This window comes from Enterococcus sp. DIV1315a (assembly GCF_051712325.1).
Lineage (GTDB): Bacteria > Bacillota > Bacilli > Lactobacillales > Enterococcaceae > Enterococcus > Enterococcus faecalis.
The window spans coordinates 1,570,037-1,593,899 of the sequence record NZ_JBIOOS010000001.1; the positions used below are offsets into that span (position 1 = coordinate 1,570,037).

The 23,863-nt window shown below is 36.1% G+C and carries 23 protein-coding genes; 8 read left to right on the plus strand and 15 right to left on the minus strand.

From position 1 onward, the window contains the following. Positions 1-74: 74 nt before the first annotated feature. Positions 75-1,436: an Nramp family divalent metal transporter gene (locus IGJ03_RS07570; protein ID WP_002360069.1), complete on the minus strand. Its 1,362-nt coding sequence runs from the start codon at positions 1,434-1,436 to the stop codon at positions 75-77. Between the two features lie 196 nt (positions 1,437-1,632). Here IGJ03_RS07570 and IGJ03_RS07575 point away from each other — a divergent pair, with 196 nt between their 5' ends. The 3 genes from IGJ03_RS07575 (at position 1,633) to IGJ03_RS07585 (ending at position 4,740) form a co-directional block, all read left to right on the plus strand. Then, positions 1,633-2,007 (plus strand): VOC family protein, encoded by a 375-nt coding sequence (locus IGJ03_RS07575; protein ID WP_002381774.1) that lies wholly within the window; start codon positions 1,633-1,635, stop codon positions 2,005-2,007. A 221-nt stretch (positions 2,008-2,228) separates the two neighbouring features. Further along, positions 2,229-2,837, plus strand: coding sequence for a TVP38/TMEM64 family protein (locus IGJ03_RS07580; RefSeq protein WP_002383106.1), 609 nt, complete (start codon positions 2,229-2,231; stop codon positions 2,835-2,837). A gap of 100 nt (positions 2,838-2,937) precedes the next feature. Further along, the gene (locus IGJ03_RS07585) at positions 2,938-4,740 is read left to right on the plus strand and encodes a glycerophosphoryl diester phosphodiesterase membrane domain-containing protein (protein ID WP_438711103.1); all 1,803 of its coding nucleotides are present in this window, start codon (positions 2,938-2,940) and stop codon (positions 4,738-4,740) included. A gap of 188 nt (positions 4,741-4,928) precedes the next feature. Here IGJ03_RS07585 and IGJ03_RS07590 read toward each other — a convergent pair whose 3' ends face one another. The 5 genes from IGJ03_RS07590 to IGJ03_RS07610 all read right to left on the minus strand — a co-directional run bounded on the left by IGJ03_RS07590 (position 4,929) and on the right by IGJ03_RS07610 (position 9,814). Continuing rightward, complete coding sequence (locus tag IGJ03_RS07590) at positions 4,929-5,615, minus strand: Bax inhibitor-1/YccA family protein (RefSeq protein ID WP_010777778.1); 687 nt, start codon at positions 5,613-5,615, stop codon at positions 4,929-4,931. After that, on the minus strand, positions 5,608-6,093 hold the full coding sequence (locus tag IGJ03_RS07595) for a MaoC/PaaZ C-terminal domain-containing protein (protein ID WP_002357164.1): 486 nt from the start codon (positions 6,091-6,093) through the stop codon (positions 5,608-5,610). The genes IGJ03_RS07590 and IGJ03_RS07595 overlap by 8 nt, the downstream gene beginning before the upstream one ends. 198 nt (positions 6,094-6,291) lie before the next feature. Next, the gene (gene murC, locus IGJ03_RS07600; protein WP_002357163.1) at positions 6,292-7,629 is read right to left on the minus strand and encodes a UDP-N-acetylmuramate--L-alanine ligase; all 1,338 of its coding nucleotides are present in this window, start codon (positions 7,627-7,629) and stop codon (positions 6,292-6,294) included. A 154-nt stretch (positions 7,630-7,783) separates the two neighbouring features. Then, positions 7,784-8,737: a hypothetical protein gene (locus IGJ03_RS07605; RefSeq protein WP_002360064.1), complete on the minus strand. Its 954-nt coding sequence runs from the start codon at positions 8,735-8,737 to the stop codon at positions 7,784-7,786. Between the two features lie 117 nt (positions 8,738-8,854). Beyond that, on the minus strand, positions 8,855-9,814 hold the full coding sequence (locus tag IGJ03_RS07610) for an aromatic acid exporter family protein (protein WP_002360063.1): 960 nt from the start codon (positions 9,812-9,814) through the stop codon (positions 8,855-8,857). A gap of 102 nt (positions 9,815-9,916) precedes the next feature. Between IGJ03_RS07610 and IGJ03_RS07615 the strand changes: the two genes are divergently transcribed. Then, positions 9,917-10,528 (plus strand): FUSC family protein, encoded by a 612-nt coding sequence (locus IGJ03_RS07615; protein WP_438711106.1) that lies wholly within the window; start codon positions 9,917-9,919, stop codon positions 10,526-10,528. Positions 10,529-10,568: 40 nt separating this feature from the next. On the opposite strand, the gene IGJ03_RS07620 is transcribed toward IGJ03_RS07615, so the two are convergent. After that, a complete protein-coding gene (locus tag IGJ03_RS07620) occupies positions 10,569-11,450 on the minus strand; it encodes an ROK family protein (protein ID WP_002365792.1) in 882 nt (293 codons plus the stop codon). Positions 11,451-11,452: 2 nt separating this feature from the next. Beyond that, a complete protein-coding gene (gene yidD, locus IGJ03_RS07625; RefSeq protein ID WP_024041453.1) occupies positions 11,453-11,755 on the minus strand; it encodes a membrane protein insertion efficiency factor YidD in 303 nt (100 codons plus the stop codon). Between the two features lie 177 nt (positions 11,756-11,932). On the opposite strand from yidD, the gene IGJ03_RS07630 reads away from it, so the two are divergent. Next, positions 11,933-12,085, plus strand: a complete 153-nt coding sequence (locus IGJ03_RS07630) for an SPJ_0845 family protein (protein WP_002357156.1) — start codon at positions 11,933-11,935, stop codon at positions 12,083-12,085. Between the two features lie 16 nt (positions 12,086-12,101). Here the strand turns inward: IGJ03_RS07630 and yihA are convergent, their stop codons facing one another. Next, a complete protein-coding gene (gene yihA / locus IGJ03_RS07635) occupies positions 12,102-12,683 on the minus strand; it encodes a ribosome biogenesis GTP-binding protein YihA/YsxC (protein ID WP_002357155.1) in 582 nt (193 codons plus the stop codon). Between the two features lie 97 nt (positions 12,684-12,780). After that, positions 12,781-14,034 carry an ATP-dependent Clp protease ATP-binding subunit ClpX gene (gene clpX, locus IGJ03_RS07640; RefSeq protein ID WP_002357154.1) on the minus strand — a complete coding sequence of 418 codons (1,254 nt, stop codon included), beginning with the start codon at positions 14,032-14,034 and terminating at the stop codon, positions 12,781-12,783. 191 nt (positions 14,035-14,225) lie between these two features. Here clpX and IGJ03_RS07645 point away from each other — a divergent pair, with 191 nt between their 5' ends. After that, positions 14,226-15,254 carry a lactonase family protein gene (locus IGJ03_RS07645; protein ID WP_425135867.1) on the plus strand — a complete coding sequence of 343 codons (1,029 nt, stop codon included), beginning with the start codon at positions 14,226-14,228 and terminating at the stop codon, positions 15,252-15,254. Between the two features lie 227 nt (positions 15,255-15,481). Here the strand turns inward: IGJ03_RS07645 and IGJ03_RS07650 are convergent, their stop codons facing one another. The 3 genes from IGJ03_RS07650 to rihC are packed head-to-tail and all read right to left on the minus strand — an operon-like array spanning position 15,482 to position 18,313. Next, a complete protein-coding gene (locus tag IGJ03_RS07650) occupies positions 15,482-15,958 on the minus strand; it encodes a GNAT family N-acetyltransferase (protein ID WP_002360059.1) in 477 nt (158 codons plus the stop codon). An 11-nt stretch (positions 15,959-15,969) separates the two neighbouring features. Next, positions 15,970-17,343 carry a C4-dicarboxylate transporter DcuC gene (gene dcuC / locus IGJ03_RS07655; RefSeq protein ID WP_174090253.1) on the minus strand — a complete coding sequence of 458 codons (1,374 nt, stop codon included), beginning with the start codon at positions 17,341-17,343 and terminating at the stop codon, positions 15,970-15,972. 16 nt (positions 17,344-17,359) lie between these two features. Beyond that, positions 17,360-18,313 (minus strand): ribonucleoside hydrolase RihC, encoded by a 954-nt coding sequence (rihC, locus tag IGJ03_RS07660; RefSeq protein WP_025189971.1) that lies wholly within the window; start codon positions 18,311-18,313, stop codon positions 17,360-17,362. 146 nt (positions 18,314-18,459) lie between these two features. Between rihC and IGJ03_RS07665 the strand changes: the two genes are divergently transcribed. Further along, on the plus strand, positions 18,460-20,373 hold the full coding sequence (locus tag IGJ03_RS07665) for a PfkB family carbohydrate kinase (RefSeq protein ID WP_375804625.1): 1,914 nt from the start codon (positions 18,460-18,462) through the stop codon (positions 20,371-20,373). 118 nt (positions 20,374-20,491) lie between these two features. Further along, positions 20,492-22,000, plus strand: coding sequence for a helix-turn-helix domain-containing protein (locus IGJ03_RS07670; RefSeq protein WP_375804624.1), 1,509 nt, complete (start codon positions 20,492-20,494; stop codon positions 21,998-22,000). Positions 22,001-22,302: 302 nt separating this feature from the next. Here IGJ03_RS07670 and IGJ03_RS07675 read toward each other — a convergent pair whose 3' ends face one another. Together IGJ03_RS07675 and IGJ03_RS07680 are read right to left on the minus strand one after the other, a co-directional pair. Continuing rightward, positions 22,303-23,148 carry a hypothetical protein gene (locus IGJ03_RS07675; protein ID WP_010822943.1) on the minus strand — a complete coding sequence of 282 codons (846 nt, stop codon included), beginning with the start codon at positions 23,146-23,148 and terminating at the stop codon, positions 22,303-22,305. Beyond that, on the minus strand, positions 23,141-23,668 hold the full coding sequence (locus IGJ03_RS07680) for a 5-bromo-4-chloroindolyl phosphate hydrolysis family protein (protein ID WP_002393600.1): 528 nt from the start codon (positions 23,666-23,668) through the stop codon (positions 23,141-23,143). The genes IGJ03_RS07675 and IGJ03_RS07680 overlap by 8 nt, the downstream gene beginning before the upstream one ends. Positions 23,669-23,863 lie beyond the last annotated feature (195 nt).

Consider the following 23,863-nt stretch of genomic DNA (forward strand, 5'->3'; position numbering starts at 1 on the left):
CTATTCTACCATTTCTTACGCGCAAATTCTATGAAAAAACAAAGGCCAACTTTTCCAGTCAGCCTTTGTTTTTATTAATTCGTTAAACCAGTTAATGTGCCATAAATTAAAAATAAATTCAATAACGTCAAGGCAATAGCAATAATCCAAGCTAAAAATTTCACCCACGCTGGATTCGCAAATTGGCCCATTAATTTTTTATCACTTGTATACATCGTTAAAGGAATAATCGACACTGGCAAAGCAATACTTAGGAAAACTTGCGTATAAAGTAACAAGTCTTCAACAGCCGTTTCGCTACCGCCATAAATAATGACACAGATAATGACTGGCACAATTGCTAACAAACGAGTTAACACTCGTCGTGCCCACAACGGCATTTTTAAATGGATAAAGCCTTCCATTACAATTTGTCCTGACAGCGTACCTGTAATCGTTGAATTTTGACCCGAAGCCAGTAAAGCAATTGCAAAAAGAATACTTAACACTGGGCTAGCAATATTACCAACAATATCTGGATTTTTCAGAGCATCAAATAAATCAACAAATTTACCTAATTCACTGTTGGTTCCATAAAATAATGCTCCTCCTAAAATTAACAACAAACAATTTACGACAAAAGCGACAGTTAATTGAATATTTGAATCCCAAGTAGTGAAACGAATTGCTTTGGCTTTCTCAGCATCATCGTTACGATCAAATTTCCGTGCTTGCGCAATGGAAGAATGCAAATATAAGTTATGAGGCATGACTGTCGCTCCAACGATCCCCAAGGCTAAAAATAACATGGATTTATCTGTCGCTATTTTTGTGTCTGGAATAAAACCTCGTAATACTTCACCAACATTTGGATCTGCTAATGCCACTTCATAAGCAAAAACAAAAAAGATAACTGCAATTAAACAAGAAACAATTGCTTCGATTTTGCGAAAGCCTAACTTTGTCAGTAGCAAAAGTAATAAAACATCAAACGTTGTTATCAACACACCAATTAATAATGGAAAACCAAATAATAATTGCAAAGCAACGGCACCACCAATTACCTCAGCGATATCTGTTGCCATTATGGCTAACTCCGTCACCACCCACAAGGCAACGCCCGTTCGTTTACTTGTATGCTCTCTAGTCGCTTGGGCTAAATCCATTCCTGTCACGATTCCTAAGCGCGCAGCCATACTTTGTAGTAACATGGCAACTAAACTAGAAAGCAAAATCACACTAAGTAACGTGTACTTATATTCCGCTCCGCCAGCAATTGACGTAATCCAATTTCCTGGATCCATATAACCAACAGCCACTAAAGCGCCAGGTCCGCTATAGGCTAACAAAGTTCGCCAAAAGCTTGCGTTTTTAGGTACCTCGACGGTATTATTTATCTCTTCTAAACTAGGTCCATTTGCATAATTAAGCATTTTTTCCGTTTTCTTTTCTTTCATCCAACATCCCTCAATCTATCTTGTTCAAACATTTCACTTTTAGGTACACCTAAAACTAGTTAACATAATTATAGTCTTCTTATTCTTCGTTGTAAACTGTTACATTTTAATTTTTTAAGCACTTTCGCTATAAATCGTTTGGTTTTTACCAAAAAATCCCTTACACTTATTTTATCATAGATCGGAGGTTATGAGGATGAAGTTAGATATGGTCGGTATTATCGTCAACGATATGACACAAGCACTCTCTTTTTACCAAACGCTAGGTTTTAACGTGCTGGGAGAAGCTTCGCCCGATTACACAGAATTACAAAACAATGGCGTCAGGATTTCTTTAAATTCACTACAAATGATTACTGGTGTCTATGGGTTTGCGCCTAGTCAGCAAGGCGATAAAATCGAACTTGCTTTTCTTTGTGAAACGGCCGCAGAAGTTGATAACACCGTGAAAAAAATGAGCCAAGCTGGTTACATTGTTTTTAAAGAACCTTGGAATGCACCTTGGGGCCAACGATACGCAATCATTAAAGACGTGGATGCAAATTTAATTTCACTCTTTGCCCCTCTATAATATTACTAAAAGATGCGCCACTTTCGTTTCTTTTACTCTCTTTCGAAAGATCAGTGCAGAATGGGTCTTAAGTAGGATGTCTTTTCTGTCTCTTTTTTTGTATAATAAACTTATCAAATGATGCGTATCTTACAACTTTGTTCGTTTGCAGAAAGAACAAACGATGTTTTTTATTGATGAAAAGTTATATACTAAAAGTACGATGAGTATAACTAAAGGAGATGAGAAATGTGAGTGTTACCCTATCTAGAAAAATTGTTAATATTATTTCCATTTTGGGCATTGTTGCAACCATAATTGCAACCATCTATTTTATCCGATTAGGTGTCTTCAAGGACATCAATGCACTAAGAGGACTAGTAGGGCAATCTGTCATTCTCGGTCCGATTATTTTCATGTTAATTCAGATTATTCAAGTGGTTATTCCGATTATTCCTGGTGGTGTTAGCTGTGCTGCAGGGGTCTTGATTTTCGGGCCAACAATGGGCTTCGTCTATAATTACGTTGGTATTGCACTTGGCTCTATTATCATTTTCTTATTAGGTCGTAATTATGGGAAACCATTCATTATGAGCCTTGTCAGTGATAAAACATATAACAAGTATATCGGTTGGTTAGACAATGAAAAACGTTTTGAACGATTGTTTGCTTTAGCAATTTTCTTCCCGATTGCACCAGATGATGCGCTTTGTTTAATGGCCGGTTTAACAAAAATGTCTGTGAAAAAATTTACTCTGATTATTTTATTAGCAAAACCTGCTTCTATCTATTTATATAGTCTTGCGTTAATTTATGGCGGTACATTTTTAACTAGCTTACTGGGAATGTAAAATAAATAAAAAAGCGAACGGACTAAATCAAAACTCTGCCTGTGTCAGTTTGATTTAGTCCTTTTATTATGGAATTTTGGTAGAAACTGGGGGACTTTTGATGTTTAGTTATTTTAAAAATAGTATTGTGAATACGCTAGATTTTCTTAAAGGGACAACGGCGTATTTTCGCGATGTGCTCTTGATGCACGGATTTATGTTATTCGTTCTATTGCCTTTATTGACAAGTTTGTCCAAATTGGTACTCAAAGAAGGTGGGATTGATTATATTTCCTACGATAACTTAGGGGCAATTGCTACGCAACATCCCTATGTCCTTTTGACTTTTCTACTAATTGGGCTGTTAATTTTACTGGCGCTCTTTTTTGAATTTACCTTTTTATTGCTTAGTGTTTATTTTATTAAGAAAAAGCAACCAATTACTCTAACGCAATTATTGCACGGCACCTTGCTTCAGATAAAAAAAGTTCGAGGAATTACCTTTCTGTTTTTCCTAGCATATTTCTTTTTGATTTTACCATTAAGTGGGTTAACCTTCCGCTCTTATTTATTAACAAGAGTTAAGATTCCAGCCTTTATCTTAGATTTTATTTTTGCAAATCGCGTCATTATTATTATTGGTTTCGTATTGTTAGAACTGATTATCTTATATTTAGCGATTCGACTTGCTTTTGCCCTTCCAGAGTTGATTTTACGTGATGTTGGTTTTCGTGAGTCTTTAAAACGTAGTTGGCAAATTACAAAGCGACGCTTTTTCCAGATTTTAGGACAATTTATTATCATTGGTGGAACTGTTTTAGGGATTTTTACGGCTGGCTATTTCTTGATATTTTTAGGTCAAACCGCAGTCGAAACGTTTAAACCTGAGTGGTCTTTACCTAGCGCTGTCATCGCTATGACGCTCCTTCAGGTTATGATGCTCTTAAACTTGGTGTTGTCTAGTGTTGCTATTTTTTACATTATTGTTGATGATATGGAGGATGAAGGGATTTTGCCTGACACGCCAGAATGGTTCACCCCGAAATCAGAGGTTCGGGTAGAATGGACCACCTTCAGAGTCGTTCTTTTTTGTTTGATTGCAATCATCTTCGGAATTGGTGTAGGCACCTATAATACGAATTACCTAAGTCATACACCTGACCGAAAACCGGTTACCATCTCCCATCGTGGTGTTAATGGTAACAATGGCGTTCAAAACACCTTGGACTCTTTAATCGAGACCAATAAGGCAAAACCTGATTATGTTGAAATGGATATTCAAGAAACCAAAGACCATCAATTTATTGTCATGCACGATTTTAATTTACGGGCGTTAATGGGTGTTAATAAACGACCAAATCAATTAACACTTAAAGAATTAACGAACATGAATGTCACAGAAAATGGTCAAACTGCTAAAATGGTTTCTTTTGATGATTATTTAGCCAAAGCCAATCAATTAAAACAACGTTTATTAATTGAAATCAAAACCACGCCTCAGGATAGCCCTGATTTAGTACAGCGCTTTGTCAAACAATACCGTGAAAATATTTTAGAAAACGGCCATATCCTTCATACCTTAACCTATGATACGGCGATGGCCTTAAAGAAAGAAGAACCACGCTTTTATGTAGGCTACGTTATTCCTTTCAACATTGTGGGACCGCCTAAAATGCCAGTTGACTTTTTTACTATGGAATACAGTACAATGAATCGTAACTTTGTAAATGCCGCTCATCATGATGGGAAAAAGGTTTATGCTTGGACAGCAAATGATGAAGATGTTATGACGCGAATGATTTTTTATGGCGTCGATGGTATCATTACCGATCAGCTCAGTCTACTGAATGAAACAATGAAAACCGATTTAGAAAACCCAACATACTCCGATAAACTGTTGAATTTCGCTATTGGAATGGGTTAAAAAAAGAGCGTGGGACAAAAATCACTTTGGATTTTTGCTCCACGCTCAAAAACTGATAAACGGCGGGAACAGAAGCAACTCCTTCGGAAATAAGCCGGAATTATCCAAAAATTAAAGAACAATTTTCGGAAATTCCTTCTTATTTCTCGGAGTTAAACGCTTCTGTCCCGACCTCTTTTACGTTCATGTTAGTTGTTTTTACCAAAAATTCTTAAGAAAGCTAAGAATAAGTTGATGAAGTCAAGGTATAATTGTAATGCGAAGAAAACGGCCATCCCAGTACCTGCTTGATCACCTGTTTGCGCATAGACTTGGCGTATACGTTGGTTATCGTAAGCAGTAATCCCTGAGAAAATTAGGACCATTAAAATGGAAATAAAGAATTCTACAGCATTACTGTGTAAAAGGAACATATTTAGCAACATCGCAATGATAATTCCGATTAAGGCACTATAAGCGGCATGACCAACTGCTGATAGGTCTTTCTTCGTAAAGACACCTACTAATGACATCGCGCCAAAGGTAGCTGCTGCACTTAAAAATGCGCCGGCCACTGTTCCACCAGTATACATTAATAACGTCACGGATAAAGTGACACCATTTAATAATGCATACGCAACAAATCCTGCAATCGCAATAGTTGGATTCTTCTGTGCTTTTGCGCCTAGATATAAAACTAAGCCAATTTCAACAAGCCAAATCATCCAAAAAGCTAAGCTTGATTGGAATAAAGTAGCTAGAACAGGTGAAAAGACAGTTGTCATTGCATAAGCCATGATTGCGCTAATACCAATTCCTAACGCTAAAAATCCGTAAATTTTGGCATAAAATTTATTCAAACCTGTGCCAGTTTGGATATATTCTTGATTATTCATAAGTTAAAGTCCCTTCTTTCTCTGTTAGTTCATCAATCGTCACTTGGGGTGGTTGAACCATCACCACTGCATCTAACACGCGATTTTCTTGCTCATTAACAGCCTCAACTGAAATGGTAATCACATCTTTCATTTTGTCAACTTTGATTACTTCTAATTGGAAAGTTAATGTTTCGTAATGAAAAACGGGTTCCACAAAGTTCACAGAGAAATTAACAACATGTGAACCTGGTCCTGGTAAATGTTTTGAAATCGCACTAGTGATAATTCCCATCAGCATAATTGATGGTACGATTGGTTTTTCATATTCTGTTTTTTGGGCATAATCATGTTGGATATATAAAGGATTCGCATCATTGGTCAAGCCCAAGTAAAGTAATAAGTCCTTGTCTTCAATTGACTCTGTCAAGGACAACGAATCTCCCTCTTCGATATCTTCGATGGTTTTGCCTAATTTTCTCGGTTTTCCGATATTCAAATTAGTACACCTCCGTTATTGATAAGATAATTGTACCAAAATGTACTTAAAAGGCAAGCTAAAAAGTAGTCCTTAAAGGATGTTTAAACAAAACCAACTTATCTACCATGTTAGCATTCTAAAAACAAACAACGGAACAGGAGCAGCTTCTTATTTTTTGAAGCCAGATACCCCTGTCCCGATTTTTTTTATGTTCTCTTATAAAACGTTTCTAGTTGTGTTACTTAGTAATGTTTCGTAGGCTTGTTCAAATTTCTGAACGTCGCCAGCGCCCATAAAGACAACCACTGCATTTTCAAAATCTAGTAAAGGCGACACATTATCTTCGGTAATTACTTGTCCACCTTTTTGAATTTTTTCACCTAAATCTTCAATGCGTACCTCGCCTTGTGTTTCACGCGCAGAGCCAAAAATATTACATAAGAATACTTCATCTGCTAAATCCAGTGCTTCAGCAAATTCATCCATTAAGGCAATTGTTCGTGTAAATGTATGTGGCTGGAAGACAGCAATAATTTCTTTATCAGGATATTTTTGACGAGCGCCATCAATCGTTGCTTTAATTTCAGCTGGATGGTGCGCATAATCATCAACAATAATCATGTCACTGACTTTTTTCTCGCTAAAACGACGTTTTACACCTTTAAAACTTAGCATTTCTTCTGCGACTTTTTGCATATCAAGTTTTTCAAAATAAGCCACAGCAATCACACCTAGCGCATTCATGATATTGTGATGGCCAAATGCTGGTAAGACAAAATGACCTACAAAATCATCCTTGTGATAAACATCAAAAGATGAGCCTTCCGTTGTTCGTTGAATATTTCGGGCTTGGATATCATCCTCTTCGCTGACGCCATAATAATAAACTGGCACTTCTGATTCTAACTGACGAAGATACTTATCATCACCATAAGCAAAAATTCCTTTTTTGACTTGATGAGCCATTGTTTGGAACGCTGAAAAAACGTCCTCAATGCTCTTGTAGTAATCTGGATGATCAAAATCGATATTCGTCATAATCGCATAATCTGGTGAATAAGCCAAGAAATGACGGCGATATTCACACGCTTCAAATGCAAAGAAATCAGCATCTGGTTCGCCGTGGCCAGTGCCATCCCCTATTAAATAACTAGTTGGATTGATACCACTTAATACATGTGCTAGCAAACCAGTCGTACTTGTTTTCCCGTGTGACCCTGTTACAGCAATGCTTGTATACGGTTCGATAAAACGAGCAATGAAATCGTGGTAACGAATTACTTCTGCGCCTAATTCGATGGCGCGGGCGATTTCCTCATGGGTATCTGGAAAAGCATTTCCAGCAATAACAATCATGTCTTTATCAATATTATCTGCATTAAATGGTAAAATAGGGACACCTGATTTTTCAAGATCCCGTTGTGTAAAGAAATACTCTTCTACGTCTGATCCTTGAACGTTGTAGCCTTTTTGGTGTAAGACCAACGCTAATGAGCTCATGCCAGAACCTTTGATTCCGACAAAATGGTATAATTTGTTCTCTTGATTTCCCATTATAATCCTCTTCTCTGTCACTATATAAAACATACCTTTTTTAAAAAAATTTCAATCATACGAGATTCATTATCGTATAAAACAAAAAAATAATCAACTATTAAAACAGAATAAAAAACTTACATGTTTCAATTCCACATGCAAGTTTCATCTCTTAACTAAAATATTTACTGTTTTCTAATACAGAACTTGAATCTTCTAGCATCCCACTTAATGGTTTATCCAAGATACCCTTTTTCTTTTCTTCTGTCACAGGTGCTTCCGGCTCCACTTGAGCATTCGCTTTAGCTAATTTTTTCCCATAAGCCGTTTGACTTTTAGCATTTTTCTTTGCGGCATTCAAACGGGAACGCGAACGTAAATCCAACGCATCTTCGCCAAAACGTTCTAAGTCTGGTTTGATTTGTTGATATTGTCGTCTAGTTAAAGGAATCTCAGGTTCTGAGGTTGGAATATTAAACTTCCGCACCGTTGGATCTTCTTCCGTATCTTTCACTTGAAAAGCCGTTGGTTCATCATCAAGAATGACATATGAACGCCGATCTTTTTTCATTGCTTTTAGCAACTCTTCTTCAGTAAAACTAGGTTCCTGTTCCTCAGGAATCACAGAAGCCGGGATATATTTAGGAACAAAATAAGAAGGTGTCGTTTTCTGCACTAATGGTGATGCGGCAGGTCTACTTGGTTTCGCTACGACTTCTTTTTTTTTATACGTTTGTGTCCAGCCATTTCCTTTTGGCGTCCCAAAAAGGCTATTATTTTTTTTCGTTGCTTGTTTATTTTTCGTTGCTTTACTAGCATGTTTTGTGTAGTCTGGCAAATTAGAACGATGACGTGCTAATTGCTCTTGTTGTGCTGCTGTTAATTGTTGTGTTTGTTTATTTGTAGTTGATTGATTCGTTGTTGGTTGTTGGACGGATGGTGTGCTTTGTCTGGTATCTTCGGCAGATGTTGCAGTTCTTCTGCTACCTGACATTGCTTTACCAATCAGATCATCTTGAAATAAGTTACGTTCATTATCTGTTGGTAATTTTACGCCCTGTTCATCATCATATGCTGGAAAACGGAAATGTTTTCTCTTCACTTGAGCATTATCCATTGCGGTCATTCCTTTTATTTTTCTTTCTCATTAGTTTAACACATTCTCAATGAATACTAAAGAACTTGCCTGAATTTTTAAGAGAACAAAAAAAGAAACCTCCGTTTAAAAAGGTTTCTTTTTTGTTTATTTATCTAGTTGTAATTTGGCAAAGTCCGCTTTGACTTGAATGAATGACTGAAACAATTGTAAAAACTGAAAGAGTCGCGCCCGATTTTCAAATTCACTCCTTGTTTGCGGCAATGGTTTTGTGCGATAGGTTTCATAAACGGTCTTAATTCGATTCATAATTTCTTGTCCATCATTATTCTCTGCAAATGTTTCTGCCGTATATTCCAACAATTGTTGAATATAACGAACTTGTTGCGCATCAACAGTAATATCTTCTAATAATTCCAACATGTTTTTTAGAATATTACTTTGCATTTTTCTCATCGCAAAGTATTCTAAATAATACGTATTGGTAGACAGCAATTGATTCTCGGCATGATTTTTGGCCCACGTCTCGCCTGTGCGAATAAAGGTTTTTAAATCTGCACAATGCATGACCAAATTTCGCTCTCCTGCAGCGTTGTTTAAATGTAGCGCCATTTCCCTTAAAATTTTACGAAACATTGTTTCAATGACTTCTTGGTCTTCTCTTAAACGTTTTTCTGTATCAGGCATATAAGAATTAGCTAATAACGCTAGTCCCACACCAATACTCATTAATAAAAACTCATTTCCAATAATCGCCCAAGAAAGATTTTTTTCGACTAAATAATGAGTTACCAAAACGGAACTCACAACAATCCCATCAGATAATTGAAAATACACAGCTGCTGGAATAAATAATAACAAAAAAATACCAAAAGCAATCGCTGTAAAACCTAAAAAAGTAAAACAAATATACGCTAAAATAGTTGCTAAAGCTAAGGATAACAAACGATAAATTCCTGTCATGACAGATGTTTTTTTCGTGCTAGTAACACTTAAAACTGAAATAATCCCTGCCGAAGGGGCATAAAGTAATCCCAGTTTTTCCGCAATAATCATTGCTAATGCAGCGCTAATGGCTGTCTTGACTGTTCGTAAACCAATTTTCATGCATACTCCCCTTAAAAAATAATAATTCTTCACTTTTCTCTAGTAATTTTACCTCTATTTCGGTTATCATTAAAGAGAAAAGTTATTTAGGAGCGAATATTTATGATAGTGGGTCGATTTCGTTTAGGCATGCGAACGTTAAAAACAGCAATTGCTGTCATGCTGTGTATTCTTTTATTTCAATTTTTCCATCGTGGCTCACCTATGATTGCCTGTTTAGCAGCTGTTTTTTCATTAAGACAAGATTTAAATACCAGTTTGTCTTTTGGAAAATCGCGCATTATTGGAAACACATTGGGTGGCTTTTTAGCTTTGCTTTATGTATTAGCACAAGATTATTTTCCTAATCAACACTTAGTAGAATTACTGCTACTACCACTTTTAGTCATTATCGTCATCGTTGTTTCTGATGGGATTAATAACAATGCTGGGATCATTTCTGCAACTGCGACACTTTTAATGATTTCTTTAAGTATTCCGCAAAGCGATTCCTTTCAATATGCAATGGAACGTGTGTTGGATACATTCATTGGGACCTTTATAGCGATTGGTTTAAACGTCTTTTTACAACCTAAGCCAGCAGAAGAAGCCCATGAAATTTCTGAAGATTTAGCTGAATTAGAAAAGAAAGAAAAAGAACTAGAAGCTTTACGCCAACAAGTTCGAGCGCGGATTGCTGCAGAAGAAAACACTGACGACAAGGCAAATAAATAAAGAAACAGCCGATTGAAGAGAATAACAATCGGCTGTTTCTTTATAGTTCCCAATTCGTTTTTGCTTGAAAGTTGGCGGCTGCACCAATCAAGTTGGCATCATTTTGATAATGGCAGGTCACGATTTCTGGAACAAAATCTTTTAATTCAAAGGTCTGTAAATGCGTTAGCATCCGGCGATTAATCTCTGCTAATAAGCCTTCTTTAGCAGAAACACCGCCTCCAAGTACAATCATTTCAGGATCATAAGAAAACTGTAAGCCGAATAATCCTTGTGTTAAATAATCATAAAAATTATTGACTTCTTCGCGAGCAACCTCATCCCCTCGTTGTGCCAGTTCAAAAACTTCTTCTCCTGTCACCGCCTGTTTTTCGACTCCAATTCGTTCACAATAGCGCTGAGCCATTTTGACAGCTGTGCCAATTTCACTGAATGTTTGGCCATTACTTAAAAAGTTCAGTCCAAACTCGCCTCCATATAAATGAGCGCCTTTGTACAATTCGCCATTGCGAAAAATCGCTCCGCCAATTCCTGTCCCAATAACGACAAAAAGCACTTCTTTTTTCCCTTTCGCCGCGCCTTCATATATCTCAGCTAAACCAGCACAATTCGCATCATTTTCGATAGTCACTGGTAACCCAAACAACGCTTCTAATTCTTCATAAATGTTAAAATGATGAATATATGGAATGGCGGAAATCCCTAAAATCTGTTGACTTTTTTCGTCAACTACTCCAGGTGAACTAAAAGCAACACCACTAATCGACTCATTTCTTTTGTCTGCATAAACCGAATATAAATGCGCTTTCATTTCTTCCCAAGAGCCAGGTGTTGGAAAGCTCCCTTGATTTGTTAATTCTTTGCCTGTCCAAACGCCGTATTTCACGGAAGAACCGCCAAGATCAAATGCTAAAATTGCCATATTTATCCATCCTTTTCTACTTCTGTTTTCTTATTTCTTCGATACGTATACGGTCCATGATAGGTCTTATCAGGATTTTTCGTCAAGCGAAATTTCAACGGAACATAGTCAATGCCGCCTTTAACAAAAGGATGACATCGTAAAATCCGTGCTACCCCCATCGTTGTTCCTTTGACACTTCCATGTGTATGAATTGCATCAATCATATATTGTGAACACGTTGGGTAATAGCGACAACGTGCAGGCAATCCTGGAGAAATAAATCGTTGATAAAAACGAACACCGCCGATTAACGGATTTTTCATAAAGTGCCTTCTTTCTAACTAATTCTTACTAAAGAATAGCTTGTTTTTTCATGTTTGGCAAGTCTTAGTTACGAGAAATTACACCAGGTGCACCTATGACGAATTCTTACATTTCTGTTGCTATCCAAATGAAAAAAAACGTGCTACACTATAAAAAAAGGAATGGAGGCTTAGTAAATGGGATTAAAATTTGAACGTTCCAATGACTTAGATAAACTCTTCGATTCTTTCGCCGTTGATCCATTAAAGAAAGAAGTACCTCTTGAAGAACTGGCAAAACAACGACAAGAAGTAAAAAAAGAAGAAGCAAAAAAACAAGCAAAAGAGTAATTTTGCTTGTTTTTTTCTATAGAAATTTTTCAATTGCTGTCCAAGCTGCTTCTTTTCCTTCTTTTGTTTCAGAAGAGAAAATAATAAAGTCATCTTGTTTATCAAAATTCAAGGCTTTTTTGATGACACTCTCGTGTTTGTTCCATTTGCCCCGCGGAATTTTGTCTGCCTTAGTTGCCACAATAATAACTGGCAAATCATAGTATTTCAAAAATTCATACATTTGGATATCATCTTGGGTCGGCGGATGACGTAAATCAATTAAAGAAACGACTGCACGTAATTGCTCACGTTGCGTAATATACGTTTCAATCATTTTTCCCCACTTTGCACGTTCTGTTTTAGAAACTTTGGCATAACCATAGCCAGGAACATCCACAAAGTGTAAGGCGTCCTCAATTAAATAAAAGTTTAGCGTTTGCGTTTTACCAGGTTTGCCTGAAGTTCTTGCTAAATTTTTACGATTAATCAAGGTATTAATAAAAGATGATTTCCCAACGTTCGAACGTCCAGCTAAAGCAATCTCCGGTAACTGAGATTCAGGGTATTGTTTAGGGGATACCGCACTAATCACGATTTCTGCATTATGTACGTTCATTGTTTTCCTCCGTTCTTCTATTCAGTCTTTCATTCAAAAGCTTAACAAAAACAGCTCTTTCGGAGATCCGCCGAAAGAGCTGTTTTCAGCTTCAATCTTATACAGCTTCTTTATCTTTTTTGTTATAAATAATTGTTGGTTTACCGGTACCTTCAGCGGCCATTTTAGTAATGATAACTTTTTCAATGCTTTCATCTGAAGGAACATCAAACATTACGTCCATCATAATTTCTTCAATGATTGAACGAAGTCCGCGTGCGCCTGTATTACGTTCAATGGCTTTGGCTGCAATGGCTTTTAATGCTTCTGGTTCAAATTCTAATTTAGTGTCATCAAGAGACAATAATTTTTGATATTGTTTCACCAAGGCATTCTTCGGTTCTGTTAAAATTCGAACCAAATCATCATTCGTTAATTTATCAAGCGCAGCCATTACAGGTAAGCGTCCAATAAATTCTGGAATTAAACCAAATTTCAATAAATCTTCCGGAATAATATGTTGCATGATGCTTTCTTCTTCATTTAAAGCAGAATTAGTTTTACCAAAACCAATAGTTTTTTCGCCTAAGCGGTTTTTAACAATGGTTTCAATTCCATCAAATGCTCCACCAACGATGAAGAGAACATTCGTTGTGTCAATTTGGATAAATTCTTGATGTGGATGTTTGCGGCCCCCTTGTGGTGGTACACTTGCAACTGTTCCTTCAAGAATTTTTAGTAAGGCTTGTTGAACACCCTCACCTGAAACATCTCGAGTAATCGAAACATTTTCACTCTTACGGGCAATTTTATCAATCTCATCAATATAGATAATGCCCTTTTCCGCACGTTCAACATTATAGTCAGCAGATTGTAGTAATTTTAAAAGGATGTTTTCAACATCTTCCCCTACATAACCTGCTTCTGTTAAACTGGTCGCATCAGCGATTGCAAAAGGTACATTTAATGTTTTTGCTAACGTTTGAGCCAAGAAAGTTTTACCTGAACCTGTTGGTCCAATTAAACAAATGTTACTTTTTTGCAATTCAACGTCATCTTGAGTTGCAGCTGTTTCTGATTGATTCACACGTTTATAGTGATTGTAAACAGCAACAGAAAGTGTGCGTTTTGCACGTTCTTGTCCAATAACATATTCATTTAAAACATTTAAAATTTCTTGGGGTTTTGGCACATCCGTTAATTCTCGGACTGCTTCATCATAAAATTCTTCATCAATAATCTCTTTACATAGATCAATACATTCATTACAAATATAGACACCCGGACCAGCAACAATTTTTTTTACTTCTTCTTGTGTTTTCCCACAAAATGAACAACGAACGGTCCCGTTATTATCCGTATTGTCGTACATGTTCGTCACCCCTCTAAAAATCAAAAAATGACTGTCATCACAGTCTCTCATCATAATAGCACAAACCACTTTAAAATGCGAACATCTCAGATAGAAAGTTTTATTGTTCTTAGACTTCTTATGGTATACTACATTATATAAAAGCACTTTCATAAAAAGTGATTGTGTTGAAACAAATTGGAGGAATTGTGATGTTAGAACAAATTTTACTAGGTACCTATACTCGAAGAGCCAGCCAAGGCATTTATAAAATTGCATTAGATACGACACAAGGTCGTTTAACAGAAGCGACACTTTTGTTAGAAGAAACGAGTCCTACCTATCTTGCTCTGAGTCAAAAGGGCGAACTTTTTAGCGTCACTAGTGTTGACGGTGAAGGTGGCACTGCCGCTTATCAACCAGAAATGGACCATTTTAACTTATTGAATAAAGTAACTGAGGAAGGTGCGCCGCCATGTTATGTAGCTGTTGACGAAAACCGACAACTTGTCTATGCAGCAAATTATCACCAAGGTATCGTTCACGTGTATCGTATCTTAGAAGATGGTTCTTTGGAAGATGCTGACAAAGTGATTCATACAGAGCCAACTGGTCCTCATGAAAACCAAAACAATGCCCATGTTCATTACACAGATTTGACGCCTGATCAACGCTTAGTCGTCTGTGATCTAGGAACCGATCGTGTGTATACGTATAATGTTAGCTTAGATGGAAAGCTTTCTGAAATCGCTCAATTCGTGACTGAGCCAGGGACTGGTCCACGTCATTTAGTGTTCCACCCAACAAAATCATTGGCTTATTTATTTGGTGAATTAGATAGCACTGTTTCAGTTCTTTCATATGATGAAACAGATGGTTCTTTCACTGAATTACAAAAAGTTTCTACTTTACCTGCTGATTATGATGCGTTTAATGGTGGTGCTGCGATTCGTATTTCTTCTGATGGCCGTTTCCTTTATGCTTCAAACCGTGGCCATAACTCGATTGCTGTCTATGCTGTTTCAGAAAACGGCGAAGCGATTGAACGAATTCAATTAATTTCAACAGAAGGCGATATTCCAAGAGATTTCGATTTAGATTCTTCTGAAGATTTCGTTGTTGTCGCTAATCAAGACTCTGATAACTTAACACTTTATCGTCGGAACCAAGAAACTGGCTTATTAGAAATGATTCAAAAAGATGTTGCCGTTCCCGAATGTGTTTGTGTTTTATTTGTATAATTAAGTTGACTATTTCCTTGGAAAATAACAGGAGGTCGGGACAGAAACGTTTAACTCCGAGAAATAAGAAGGAATTTCCGAAAATTGTTCTTTAATTTTTGGAGAATTTCGGCTTATTTCCGAAGGAGTTGCTTCTGTTCCCGCCGTTTATCAGTTTTTGAGCGTGGAGCAAAAATCCAAAGTGATTTTTGTCCCACGCTCCCTGTTTTCTTATTTTAAACGATGGATTAGTTCTCCAATTCTTTAACGTATAAATAAAAAGAGCCAAAGTCTAAGCGATTCATTTGTAAAGATTCATGAATTTTTGTGAACCCTTTACTTTCGAAAAATCGAATCATTCTATGGTTTGTATGATTAGTTTGAGCATACATTTTACGTCTTCCTTCCCAGACTGCTCGTTTCTCCAATTCATGGAACAACAAACTGCCATAACCCTTGGCAATATAATTAGGCGAAGTTGCAAAGCGCTTTAACCAAACAAAGTCTTGTTCCTGCTCCATACATAACGTTGCCATTGAAAAAATCATTTCTTCGTGCACTAGCAAATACAATCGTTTTTTTGTAATGTCTTCTTGGATATCTCCTTGAGAAGGATAGTCCTTTGTCCACTGTGTAATGCCCACAACATCCATGTATGCCTTTACTTCTGTTAAAAATTGAAGAATCATCGGTAACTCTTTCTCATCAGCCACTCTAATTTTCATTGTTTATTCTCTTAATAAGGTAACAATAGAATCGACAAGATAATCACACTAATAATGCCAATGATGGTCGGTACACTCGTCCGTTTTAAAATTCTGATGGGACTAACTCCTACTGTTGATGCGACAATCATGACAACTGCTGCTACAGGAGAAATCGTTCTAGTTAAATTCGCGATCATCTGCATTGGCAAGGAAATTAAAATACCATCAATCCCAGCTTTTTCGGCAATCCCAGGGATTAGTTCGATAACCGCATAAAACATTGCCAGACCACCACCGCTTAAAATTCCAAAAAGGGTCGTTGCACCGCTGAAAATTAAGGTCGTAACGATTCCTGCTGAACTTGACGCTTCGACAGATGCCATAATACTATCAATAATTCCTAACGTTTGAATCGCAGACGTGAATAATGAACCGCCTACGACAAGCATCACAACTTGACTAAACCCTTGCCCCATTCCTTTAAACATCTCGACAGCCGTATCTTGAACCTTTTTAAAAGATTTCAAGCGAAGCGTCTCAACCAATACAGCAATGAAGAAAGAAATAAATGTAAGAACAAAAATATCCATCGTTATTCCTTTAATAAACATTCCTGCGATTCCCACTCCAACAATTAATAATAGCGGTAATATTGGCAATATTGCATAAAATTTAGGAACATCAAATTCTTTTTGTTTGCTTAAGCCCTCTTCATTTAATGAAACATAGGCAGCCTCACCTTCTTTTTTATCGCAGTATTTTTGCCAGAAGTACTGTGCAACCGCAATGATTAATAACGATGGCAGCGAAATTTTGGCATTCCATACAACATAATTTAACACATCATAACCAAGGGTATTTGCGGCGATTACGTTATCCGCGCCTAAAGGTGTTGGCATGATAGTTGCCGTCATTGCAATCACACCTGCAGCAGTTAATGATGAAATCCCCATGCTGGCTAGCATCGGATATAATATAGACATTAAAATAATCGCTAAGCTTGATGCACTAGGAACTACTAGTGACATTAAATTTCCAATTAAAAAGACCACAGGGACAAATAACGATTTACGTTTAATCTTCATTAATGGTTTCACCAAAAAGTTGACAGCCATCTGATTGGCCCCGATTGCATTCATATAGCCTGAATAACCAAAAAGAATCATAATTACAATTCCTGCTGAACTCACTTGTGCAATAATTGTATCTTTAAACTTCAAGAAAATATCAAATAATCCAAAACCGGTTCCTTCTCCTGCAGGATAAATGGGATGTCCTAACATCCATGCACATGCAAGTAGAACAAGCGCACCAATAATTAAACTGAGTGCGGGATGATAATTTTTTACAATCAAATAGGCTACAACAACTAAAACGACCAATACCAATAAACTTTCAATCATACTTATCCTCCTTCAGTTAATTAACCGCTTTCATTTTTTCGACAACCCATTTTTGAAAAGCTTCAACATTTACATCTATACAGGCAACGGCATTCACGTTTTTATGATACTTCATTTTTAAGTCCGCAACAGTAGCTCCCGCAGCTGGACCTTCCAAAGCAACTTCAATGAACGTTTCAGTTGTCTCAAATAATTCTGGTGAAGTTAAATAGGCAATCGCACAGACATCATGCATTTTCAAACCTGTAGTTAGACTGCCGCCTCTATAATGACGGAAAAGACCATAAAACATTTCCCCCACTCTGCCAAGCGCTCTGATGGCTGTTACTTCATGATTCGTTAACACAGCTTGACTTGTAACATCTAATCCTACCATTGTTAGCGGGACACCTGATTGGAAAACAATTTGTGCAGCGTGTGGATCGACATACGTATTAAATTCGGCACTTGTATTTGTATTTCCCCTTGCTAATGAGCCACCCATCATGACGATTTCTGCAATATTTTCTTTGACTTCTGGATAGAGGGTCAGTAACAAAGCAATATTCGTTAATGCAGCAATTGGAACAATGGTCAAAGGAACATCACTAGACAGAATTTCTTTTCGCATAGCTTCCACTGCATGAATATCTAAACACGTAGAGATAGGTTGCGGAAACTCAAAGCCATCCATGCCAGTCTCCCCATGAATCTCAGCAGAATCTTCCAATTGAATAAGTAACGGACAATTACACCCCTTGGCTACAGGAACCTTTTTCCCAAAAAAATCGACAAGTTTCAAGGCATTATTTGTTGTTTTTTCTACATCTACATTCCCTGCAACCGTCGTTATTAAGCGAACTTCTAGGTTAGGATGATTCAGTGCAATCGCTAAAGCTACAGCATCATCAATTCCTGGGTCCGTATCAATAATGATCGGTCTTTTCTTTGTATCCATTTTTCTTCCTCCATTCACATTTAGGAAAAACATTTCCGGAAACGTTTTCTTAATTTGAGATTAACAGCGCTTTCATTAAAAGTCAAGCAGAATTTCTAAATAATAAATAATTAGGCTTTTTCTTGACTTTCTGCTTTTAGAATGCTTACTATAAAAAAGAGTTCAGTGAAAGGACGAAAATGATGAATATTAAAGATATTGCAAAATTAGCTGGCGTTTCCGCTTCAACTGTATCCAAAATTATAAATAATAAAGATCAAACTATTAGTAAAGAAACCCGTGAGCGTGTCTTAAAAATCGTTCGAGATTACAACTACACACCTTACTCAGCAAATCTCGTCACAAATAGTACTACAAAAACCTTCGTGTTATTATTAAATAGCCATGAAACTTTTGAGGCTTGGGTTACGAGCTTTATTGATAAAGCTCAAGAAAATGGCTATAACTGCTTGATTTTAAATAGTCACGGTAGTTTAGAACAAGAACTGAAAAATATTACCTCGCCAACTTTAAAACAAGCCAGTGGCATTATTTGGGACCCAATCAATGAAAACAGTAAACAATACGCGAAATTTATAGAAGAATTAACGATTCCTTACTATTTCGTCAATCACTCAACTAACGAATTGCCTTCTCTAGCGAGGCTTTATGAAGAAGCTAGTTATGTTTTAACCCGAGAATTATTACAGAATAACCATAAAAAAATTAGTTATTTCGTCACTAACCAAAAATATAAAGAAGCAATTATTGCAGGCTATAAAAAAGCCTTATTTGATGTCAATTTACCCTTTAGTAAAGAAAATATTTTAACTACTATCCCTGCTGATTTCAGTAATCAGCTTATCACAGATGGGATTACGGGTATCCTTACTGATGACTATACCCAGGCTGTTTTTTTGGAACAGCTTTTAAAGCAGAGCGGTTTGCGAACCCCTGATAATTACTCTTTACTCGCAATTAAGCGAAAAATTGATCGTTCATTTTTACCTGATCATATTTCTTCCGTTTTATTAGATACAGAGACGTTTGGCAGCCAGTTAGCCTTATTATTGCTTAACAAACGCAAAGAAAAAACAGCCTTGATTAATGAGGCTGAAAAATTGGTGCTAGATCACAAAAATACATTAGGCATGTCTAGTGTTAATCCACATAGCAAAATGATTGTAGTGGGTAGTTTAAACGTTGATAATTATCTGTATTCAACAAATTTACCACATAACGGCAAAACAAATTTTTTGTCTAGCTATGCTAAATTCCCCGGCGGAAAAGGATTAAATCAAGCTGTTGGCTTAACCAAACTGGGCCATCAGGCCACCTTAATTGGTTGTTTAGGCTCAGACACAGATGCGAATTACTTATATAAAGAATTAGAAAAATACCACGTTACGACAGATGGTATCACACGTATTCAAGATACTGAGACTGGTCAAGCTTATATTTATGTTGAGACAAGCGGCGACTCCATGATTTCAATCTTACCTGGTGCAAACACAGCGCTTACGCCTAAAAAAATCGCACAGCAAAAACACCTATTTATGGATGCCAGTTTTTGTCTCATTCAAACAGAAATTCCTTTGTCTGCTGTAGAGAAAGCTTGTGAAATCGCCCAACATTCAGGCGTACCGATTATTTTAAAACCAGCTGCTATTCATCATATTCCAGTGAATATACTAGAAAAGGTTGATTTTTTCATTCCCAATGAAGATGAATTATTGGAACTTCAACCAGATACTGGTACATTAGAAGAGAAAGCGGCGTACTTCTTAGAAATGGGCGTAAAAAATGTCATTGTTACTTTAGGAAAAAAAGGCGTGTTATTAAAAACACCCCAAGTATGCCACTATTTCCCTGCAACAGAAAATATAGCTGTGGATAGTACTGGTGCCAGTGACAGCTTTATCAGCGCGCTCGCCTCCTATCTTTCGAAAGGTTATCCGACTGAAGCAGCCATTCAAATAGCAATTCAGGCTGCAGGATTTTCAGTTTCTAAAGAAGGGGTGATTGATTCTTTAGTTGATCATGTCACTTTGGAAAATTATTTGATAAAAAAAGAACCCACTCTTTTTGCTCATCGTAACACCTGTGTCGACTGACACAGGTGTTTTCCTGCTGAATATCTTGTTATTTTCTCATAAACCAATGAGAATTGTTCTTTTTTATTACAATTTATTAGGTGAACTATTATAATAAAAGAGAAGTTATTACTAAGGAGTGAGTCTCATCAAAACACAAGATGCCATAAAAACATTTTTACTTTCAAAGAAAACACAAAAAAAATTGGCTGTCTTTTTATACTTAGCAAAACAAACGAACCTTGATTTATCTAGTGTTGCCCGAAAATTCGATCTTTCTACTAAAAATTTATCAATTTATCTTCGTGAAATTCAAGAAGACTTAGCAACCCTTCCTGAAAATACCTTAGAGATTCAGATCCATCACGGAAAAATTTCATTACATACGACTTCCAATGATTTTCTTTCCCACTATTTTTTATTATTTAATTATTACTGTGTCCATTCTACTGACTTCATTCTTTTTCAAGCAATTATCAAAAAAGAAAACAATTCTGTCTGGAAAGTGAGTCAAGAAACTAATTTTAGCTCATCTTACATTTACAAACGGTTAAATAACATTAATAAACTATTTGGTTTGTATGGAATTTCCGTCCATTTTTCCCCCTCCGCGAGTAAAGTGATTACAGGTTCTGAATTTCAAGTCCTATATGCTTTTCTTGATGTCTACTGGACCATCTTTTTAAATACCTTAGCCTTACCACGTTATACCTCTACTTATTTTGAAGATATACTGACGCAACATATTAAACCAGAAATTCTTGAACGCTTGGAACACGCTTCTCTACTAAAATTAAATTTACTTTTACACATCGCAAAATATCGCTTTCCATATACTTGTGAAGATGATCTCCAAAAAGAATTTGAAGAACATCCTTATTTAAGGCTTTTCTCAGACTCAAAACAAACTATTTTTTGTTCCCAATCAAATTTTTCAGAAGATCAACAGTGGGTTGTAGATATCATTGCACCCATTGCTATTGATAATTTTGATTCAGCAAAACGAGCCAAAGATTTACTGGCTGCTCTAAATGAAATTTCTTGCCCAGAATATTTCTACGTTGATTCTTTATTAACCAATTTTTGCGAAGTTTTTCAAATTCCAAAAATGCGTGAATTTGATCGTCATTACTTCTTACTTATTTTATTTAAAAATATTATCTATAACCAATTATTTATTTCACAGCAACCAAATACCGCAATTCTAGATTTTTTAGTCAATAAAAATAGTACTTATCAAAAAGATTTACAGAAAGAAATTTATGCTTTTTATCAAAACTTTTCAGCGCATTCCCCTTATCAGTTAAGATTTAAGGATCAGGAGAACCCAATTTGGACATGTGAATTGTTGTTACGAATTTATAAGCACTATAGTCCCCGCAAAAAAATTAAAATTGGTGTTGCATATTCTCGCGATTTTTACATTGCTAGCTTTATTATGATGAAAATCAAGCAAGCATTTAGTGAGGATATTATTTTTGAACGAACCGATTTTTCTAGTTGTGATATTGTGATTACTGACTATCCCTTATTTGATTTACCAAAAGAAATAGACCGAATTTACATTTTAGAAGAAGAATTAACCCGAGAAGATTGGGAACTAATTTTCAGTAAAATAAGTATCGCCATTTTTGATTTGCAATATTAAAACAAACATCAAGCGCCAACCTGTCTCACCAGCCATAATGAAAACAAGCAACCTACAAACCACTTCTGCCAGTTTTAGTCTGACAGAAAATAGTTTGTAGGTCGCTTGTATATTGCTGTTCTTTTCTATGTTACCTTCAAAGACAATCTAGTAACGTACTTCAGTCCTTAAAGTGCTACGCTTCCACCGCTGATCAGTTTTTAAGCCTGAGACGAAGATCCAAAGTGTTTTTTGTCTCAGGCTCTTACATTTTTTCAACAAAGGTATTGCTAGGCGCTACTTGAAGCTGAAAACTATTTTCTCTATCGAGATTCCTCATCAGTAGACTCAAATTTAAAACTTTTTTCTATAAAAGCGACTTCTTTTGCGTATGTTTTTACAAAAGAAGAATAGTCTTTGGAATCTTTGACCTTTTCCAATTGGTCAACAGAGACTTCTAATTCAAATCCTGTTCCATCTTTAAAGAGATAATATTTTGAGATGTCTGTATATCCTTGATTCCGTTTTAAAATATAGCCGGTTTGTACATCAGCAATTTTATCAATTGGATATGCTTTGATAAACTCTTTACTTGTATCTAAATAATCAGAAAGACTGTTGATAAGATTGCCAGAAAGGTACATACCTGCCGATGTATAATAGTCTCTTTTTTCATAAAAACTGATATTGCCTAGATATTTTGTATCTGGATACTCCTCTGTAGAAGGTAAAATTAAAAAGTTCTTTCCGCCACTGGTTTCAATATCGGCATCGCCGATAATTTCTATTTGGTAGCCTTGATTAAATAAAAGTTTATTTTCTTCTATTGTGACTTTTAGTGGTTTTTCTAAATCAACAGGTCCAGTTGTGGTAAGTCCAGCTTCTTTTAAAGGATAAACATCTTCTGATGAAGCGGAGTAATCCCAATAATCATCTTTCTCCGCAAGATCAATATATACTATAAAGCCAATTGCTACAGCAATGCCTATCCAAATAATTTTTTTGTTCTTTTTTTGTTTTTTCTTTTTTTTCGTCTGTGGTTTTACCACTTTTTTATTGGGGTTAGGAAGTTGCTTTACTGTGTCTGTTCTTGTGACAGGAAAAAACGACCATTTTGGCTTTTGAAAAAGCGCATCATATGTATCATAAAAATTCTTTTGTTTAGCCATTTTTTCTCTCCACTAATTTTTTTGATAAGGCAATTTCCTCAGATGCTTCGGAGACTAATTTTTCGTAATCATCTGTGATACTTTCCGACAACACTCTTATGGTACTTAAGATACCATTGGTTGCAAGTGTTATTTCTTCTGTTGACAATTTATCTTCTTTAATGCTTAAAAACCGTTCTGATGCTCGTAAAATCTCTGGTACCTTATGATATAAAAAATCACTAAAATGAGTAATTGCTTCAGGATACTTCACTAAGTGTTTAAAGATGCCCTTAGCGGAAGCAACACCCAGTTCTACTTGTTCAATTTTTTTTAAATTTCGTGACTTATTCGTTAGTTCGTTTAAATAAATAATTTGTTTTTTTAATTCGTCCATAATTCTTTGGTACATCTCTAGGTCACTGTCCGTTAGATGGTGCGTCGTTTGATATTTTTTTAGATTTTTTTTATAACGGAAATACGTACGACCATTTCTATAAATAACCCAACCAATGTACCCAGTCCCCACTAACAAAACCATTATCCCATTCAAATCATGTACTCCTTTTTAAATTAGTATATATTACTGAACACATTGTCCAGATTAAAATTGACAAATAAGTATGAAATGTTACTCCCCCACTTACTTGTGCACTTTTATTGTATCATATAGGAAAATTGTTCCGTTCCGCATTTAGACAAATTGTCTAAATGTCTAACGAAATCTTTTTTGGTT

Bases quoted from the DNA above. Each gene is read 5' to 3' on its own strand.
- IGJ03_RS07570 (WP_002360069.1), bottom strand. From the start codon at position 1,436: ATGAAAGAAAAGAAAACGGAAAAAATGCTTAATTATGCAAATGGACCT.
- IGJ03_RS07575 (WP_002381774.1), top strand. From the start codon at position 1,633: ATGAAGTTAGATATGGTCGGTATTATCGTCAACGATATGACACAAGCA.
- IGJ03_RS07580 (WP_002383106.1), top strand. From the start codon at position 2,229: ATGAGAAATGTGAGTGTTACCCTATCTAGAAAAATTGTTAATATTATT.
- IGJ03_RS07585 (WP_438711103.1), top strand. From the start codon at position 2,938: ATGTTTAGTTATTTTAAAAATAGTATTGTGAATACGCTAGATTTTCTT.
- IGJ03_RS07590 (WP_010777778.1), bottom strand. From the start codon at position 5,615: ATGAATAATCAAGAATATATCCAAACTGGCACAGGTTTGAATAAATTT.
- murC (WP_002357163.1), bottom strand. From the start codon at position 7,629: ATGGGAAATCAAGAGAACAAATTATACCATTTTGTCGGAATCAAAGGT.
- IGJ03_RS07605 (WP_002360064.1), bottom strand. From the start codon at position 8,737: ATGACCGCAATGGATAATGCTCAAGTGAAGAGAAAACATTTCCGTTTT.
- IGJ03_RS07610 (WP_002360063.1), bottom strand. From the start codon at position 9,814: ATGAAAATTGGTTTACGAACAGTCAAGACAGCCATTAGCGCTGCATTA.
- IGJ03_RS07615 (WP_438711106.1), top strand. From the start codon at position 9,917: ATGATAGTGGGTCGATTTCGTTTAGGCATGCGAACGTTAAAAACAGCA.
- IGJ03_RS07620 (WP_002365792.1), bottom strand. From the start codon at position 11,450: ATGGCAATTTTAGCATTTGATCTTGGCGGTTCTTCCGTGAAATACGGC.
- yidD (WP_024041453.1), bottom strand. From the start codon at position 11,755: ATGAAAAATCCGTTAATCGGCGGTGTTCGTTTTTATCAACGATTTATT.
- IGJ03_RS07630 (WP_002357156.1), top strand. From the start codon at position 11,933: ATGGGATTAAAATTTGAACGTTCCAATGACTTAGATAAACTCTTCGAT.
- yihA (WP_002357155.1), bottom strand. From the start codon at position 12,683: ATGAACGTACATAATGCAGAAATCGTGATTAGTGCGGTATCCCCTAAA.
- clpX (WP_002357154.1), bottom strand. From the start codon at position 14,034: ATGTACGACAATACGGATAATAACGGGACCGTTCGTTGTTCATTTTGT.
- IGJ03_RS07645 (WP_425135867.1), top strand. From the start codon at position 14,226: ATGTTAGAACAAATTTTACTAGGTACCTATACTCGAAGAGCCAGCCAA.
- IGJ03_RS07650 (WP_002360059.1), bottom strand. From the start codon at position 15,958: ATGAAAATTAGAGTGGCTGATGAGAAAGAGTTACCGATGATTCTTCAA.
- dcuC (WP_174090253.1), bottom strand. From the start codon at position 17,343: ATGATTGAAAGTTTATTGGTATTGGTCGTTTTAGTTGTTGTAGCCTAT.
- rihC (WP_025189971.1), bottom strand. From the start codon at position 18,313: ATGTTTTTCCTAAATGTGAATGGAGGAAGAAAAATGGATACAAAGAAA.
- IGJ03_RS07665 (WP_375804625.1), top strand. From the start codon at position 18,460: ATGATGAATATTAAAGATATTGCAAAATTAGCTGGCGTTTCCGCTTCA.
- IGJ03_RS07675 (WP_010822943.1), bottom strand. From the start codon at position 23,148: ATGGCTAAACAAAAGAATTTTTATGATACATATGATGCGCTTTTTCAA.
- IGJ03_RS07680 (WP_002393600.1), bottom strand. From the start codon at position 23,668: ATGGTTTTGTTAGTGGGGACTGGGTACATTGGTTGGGTTATTTATAGA.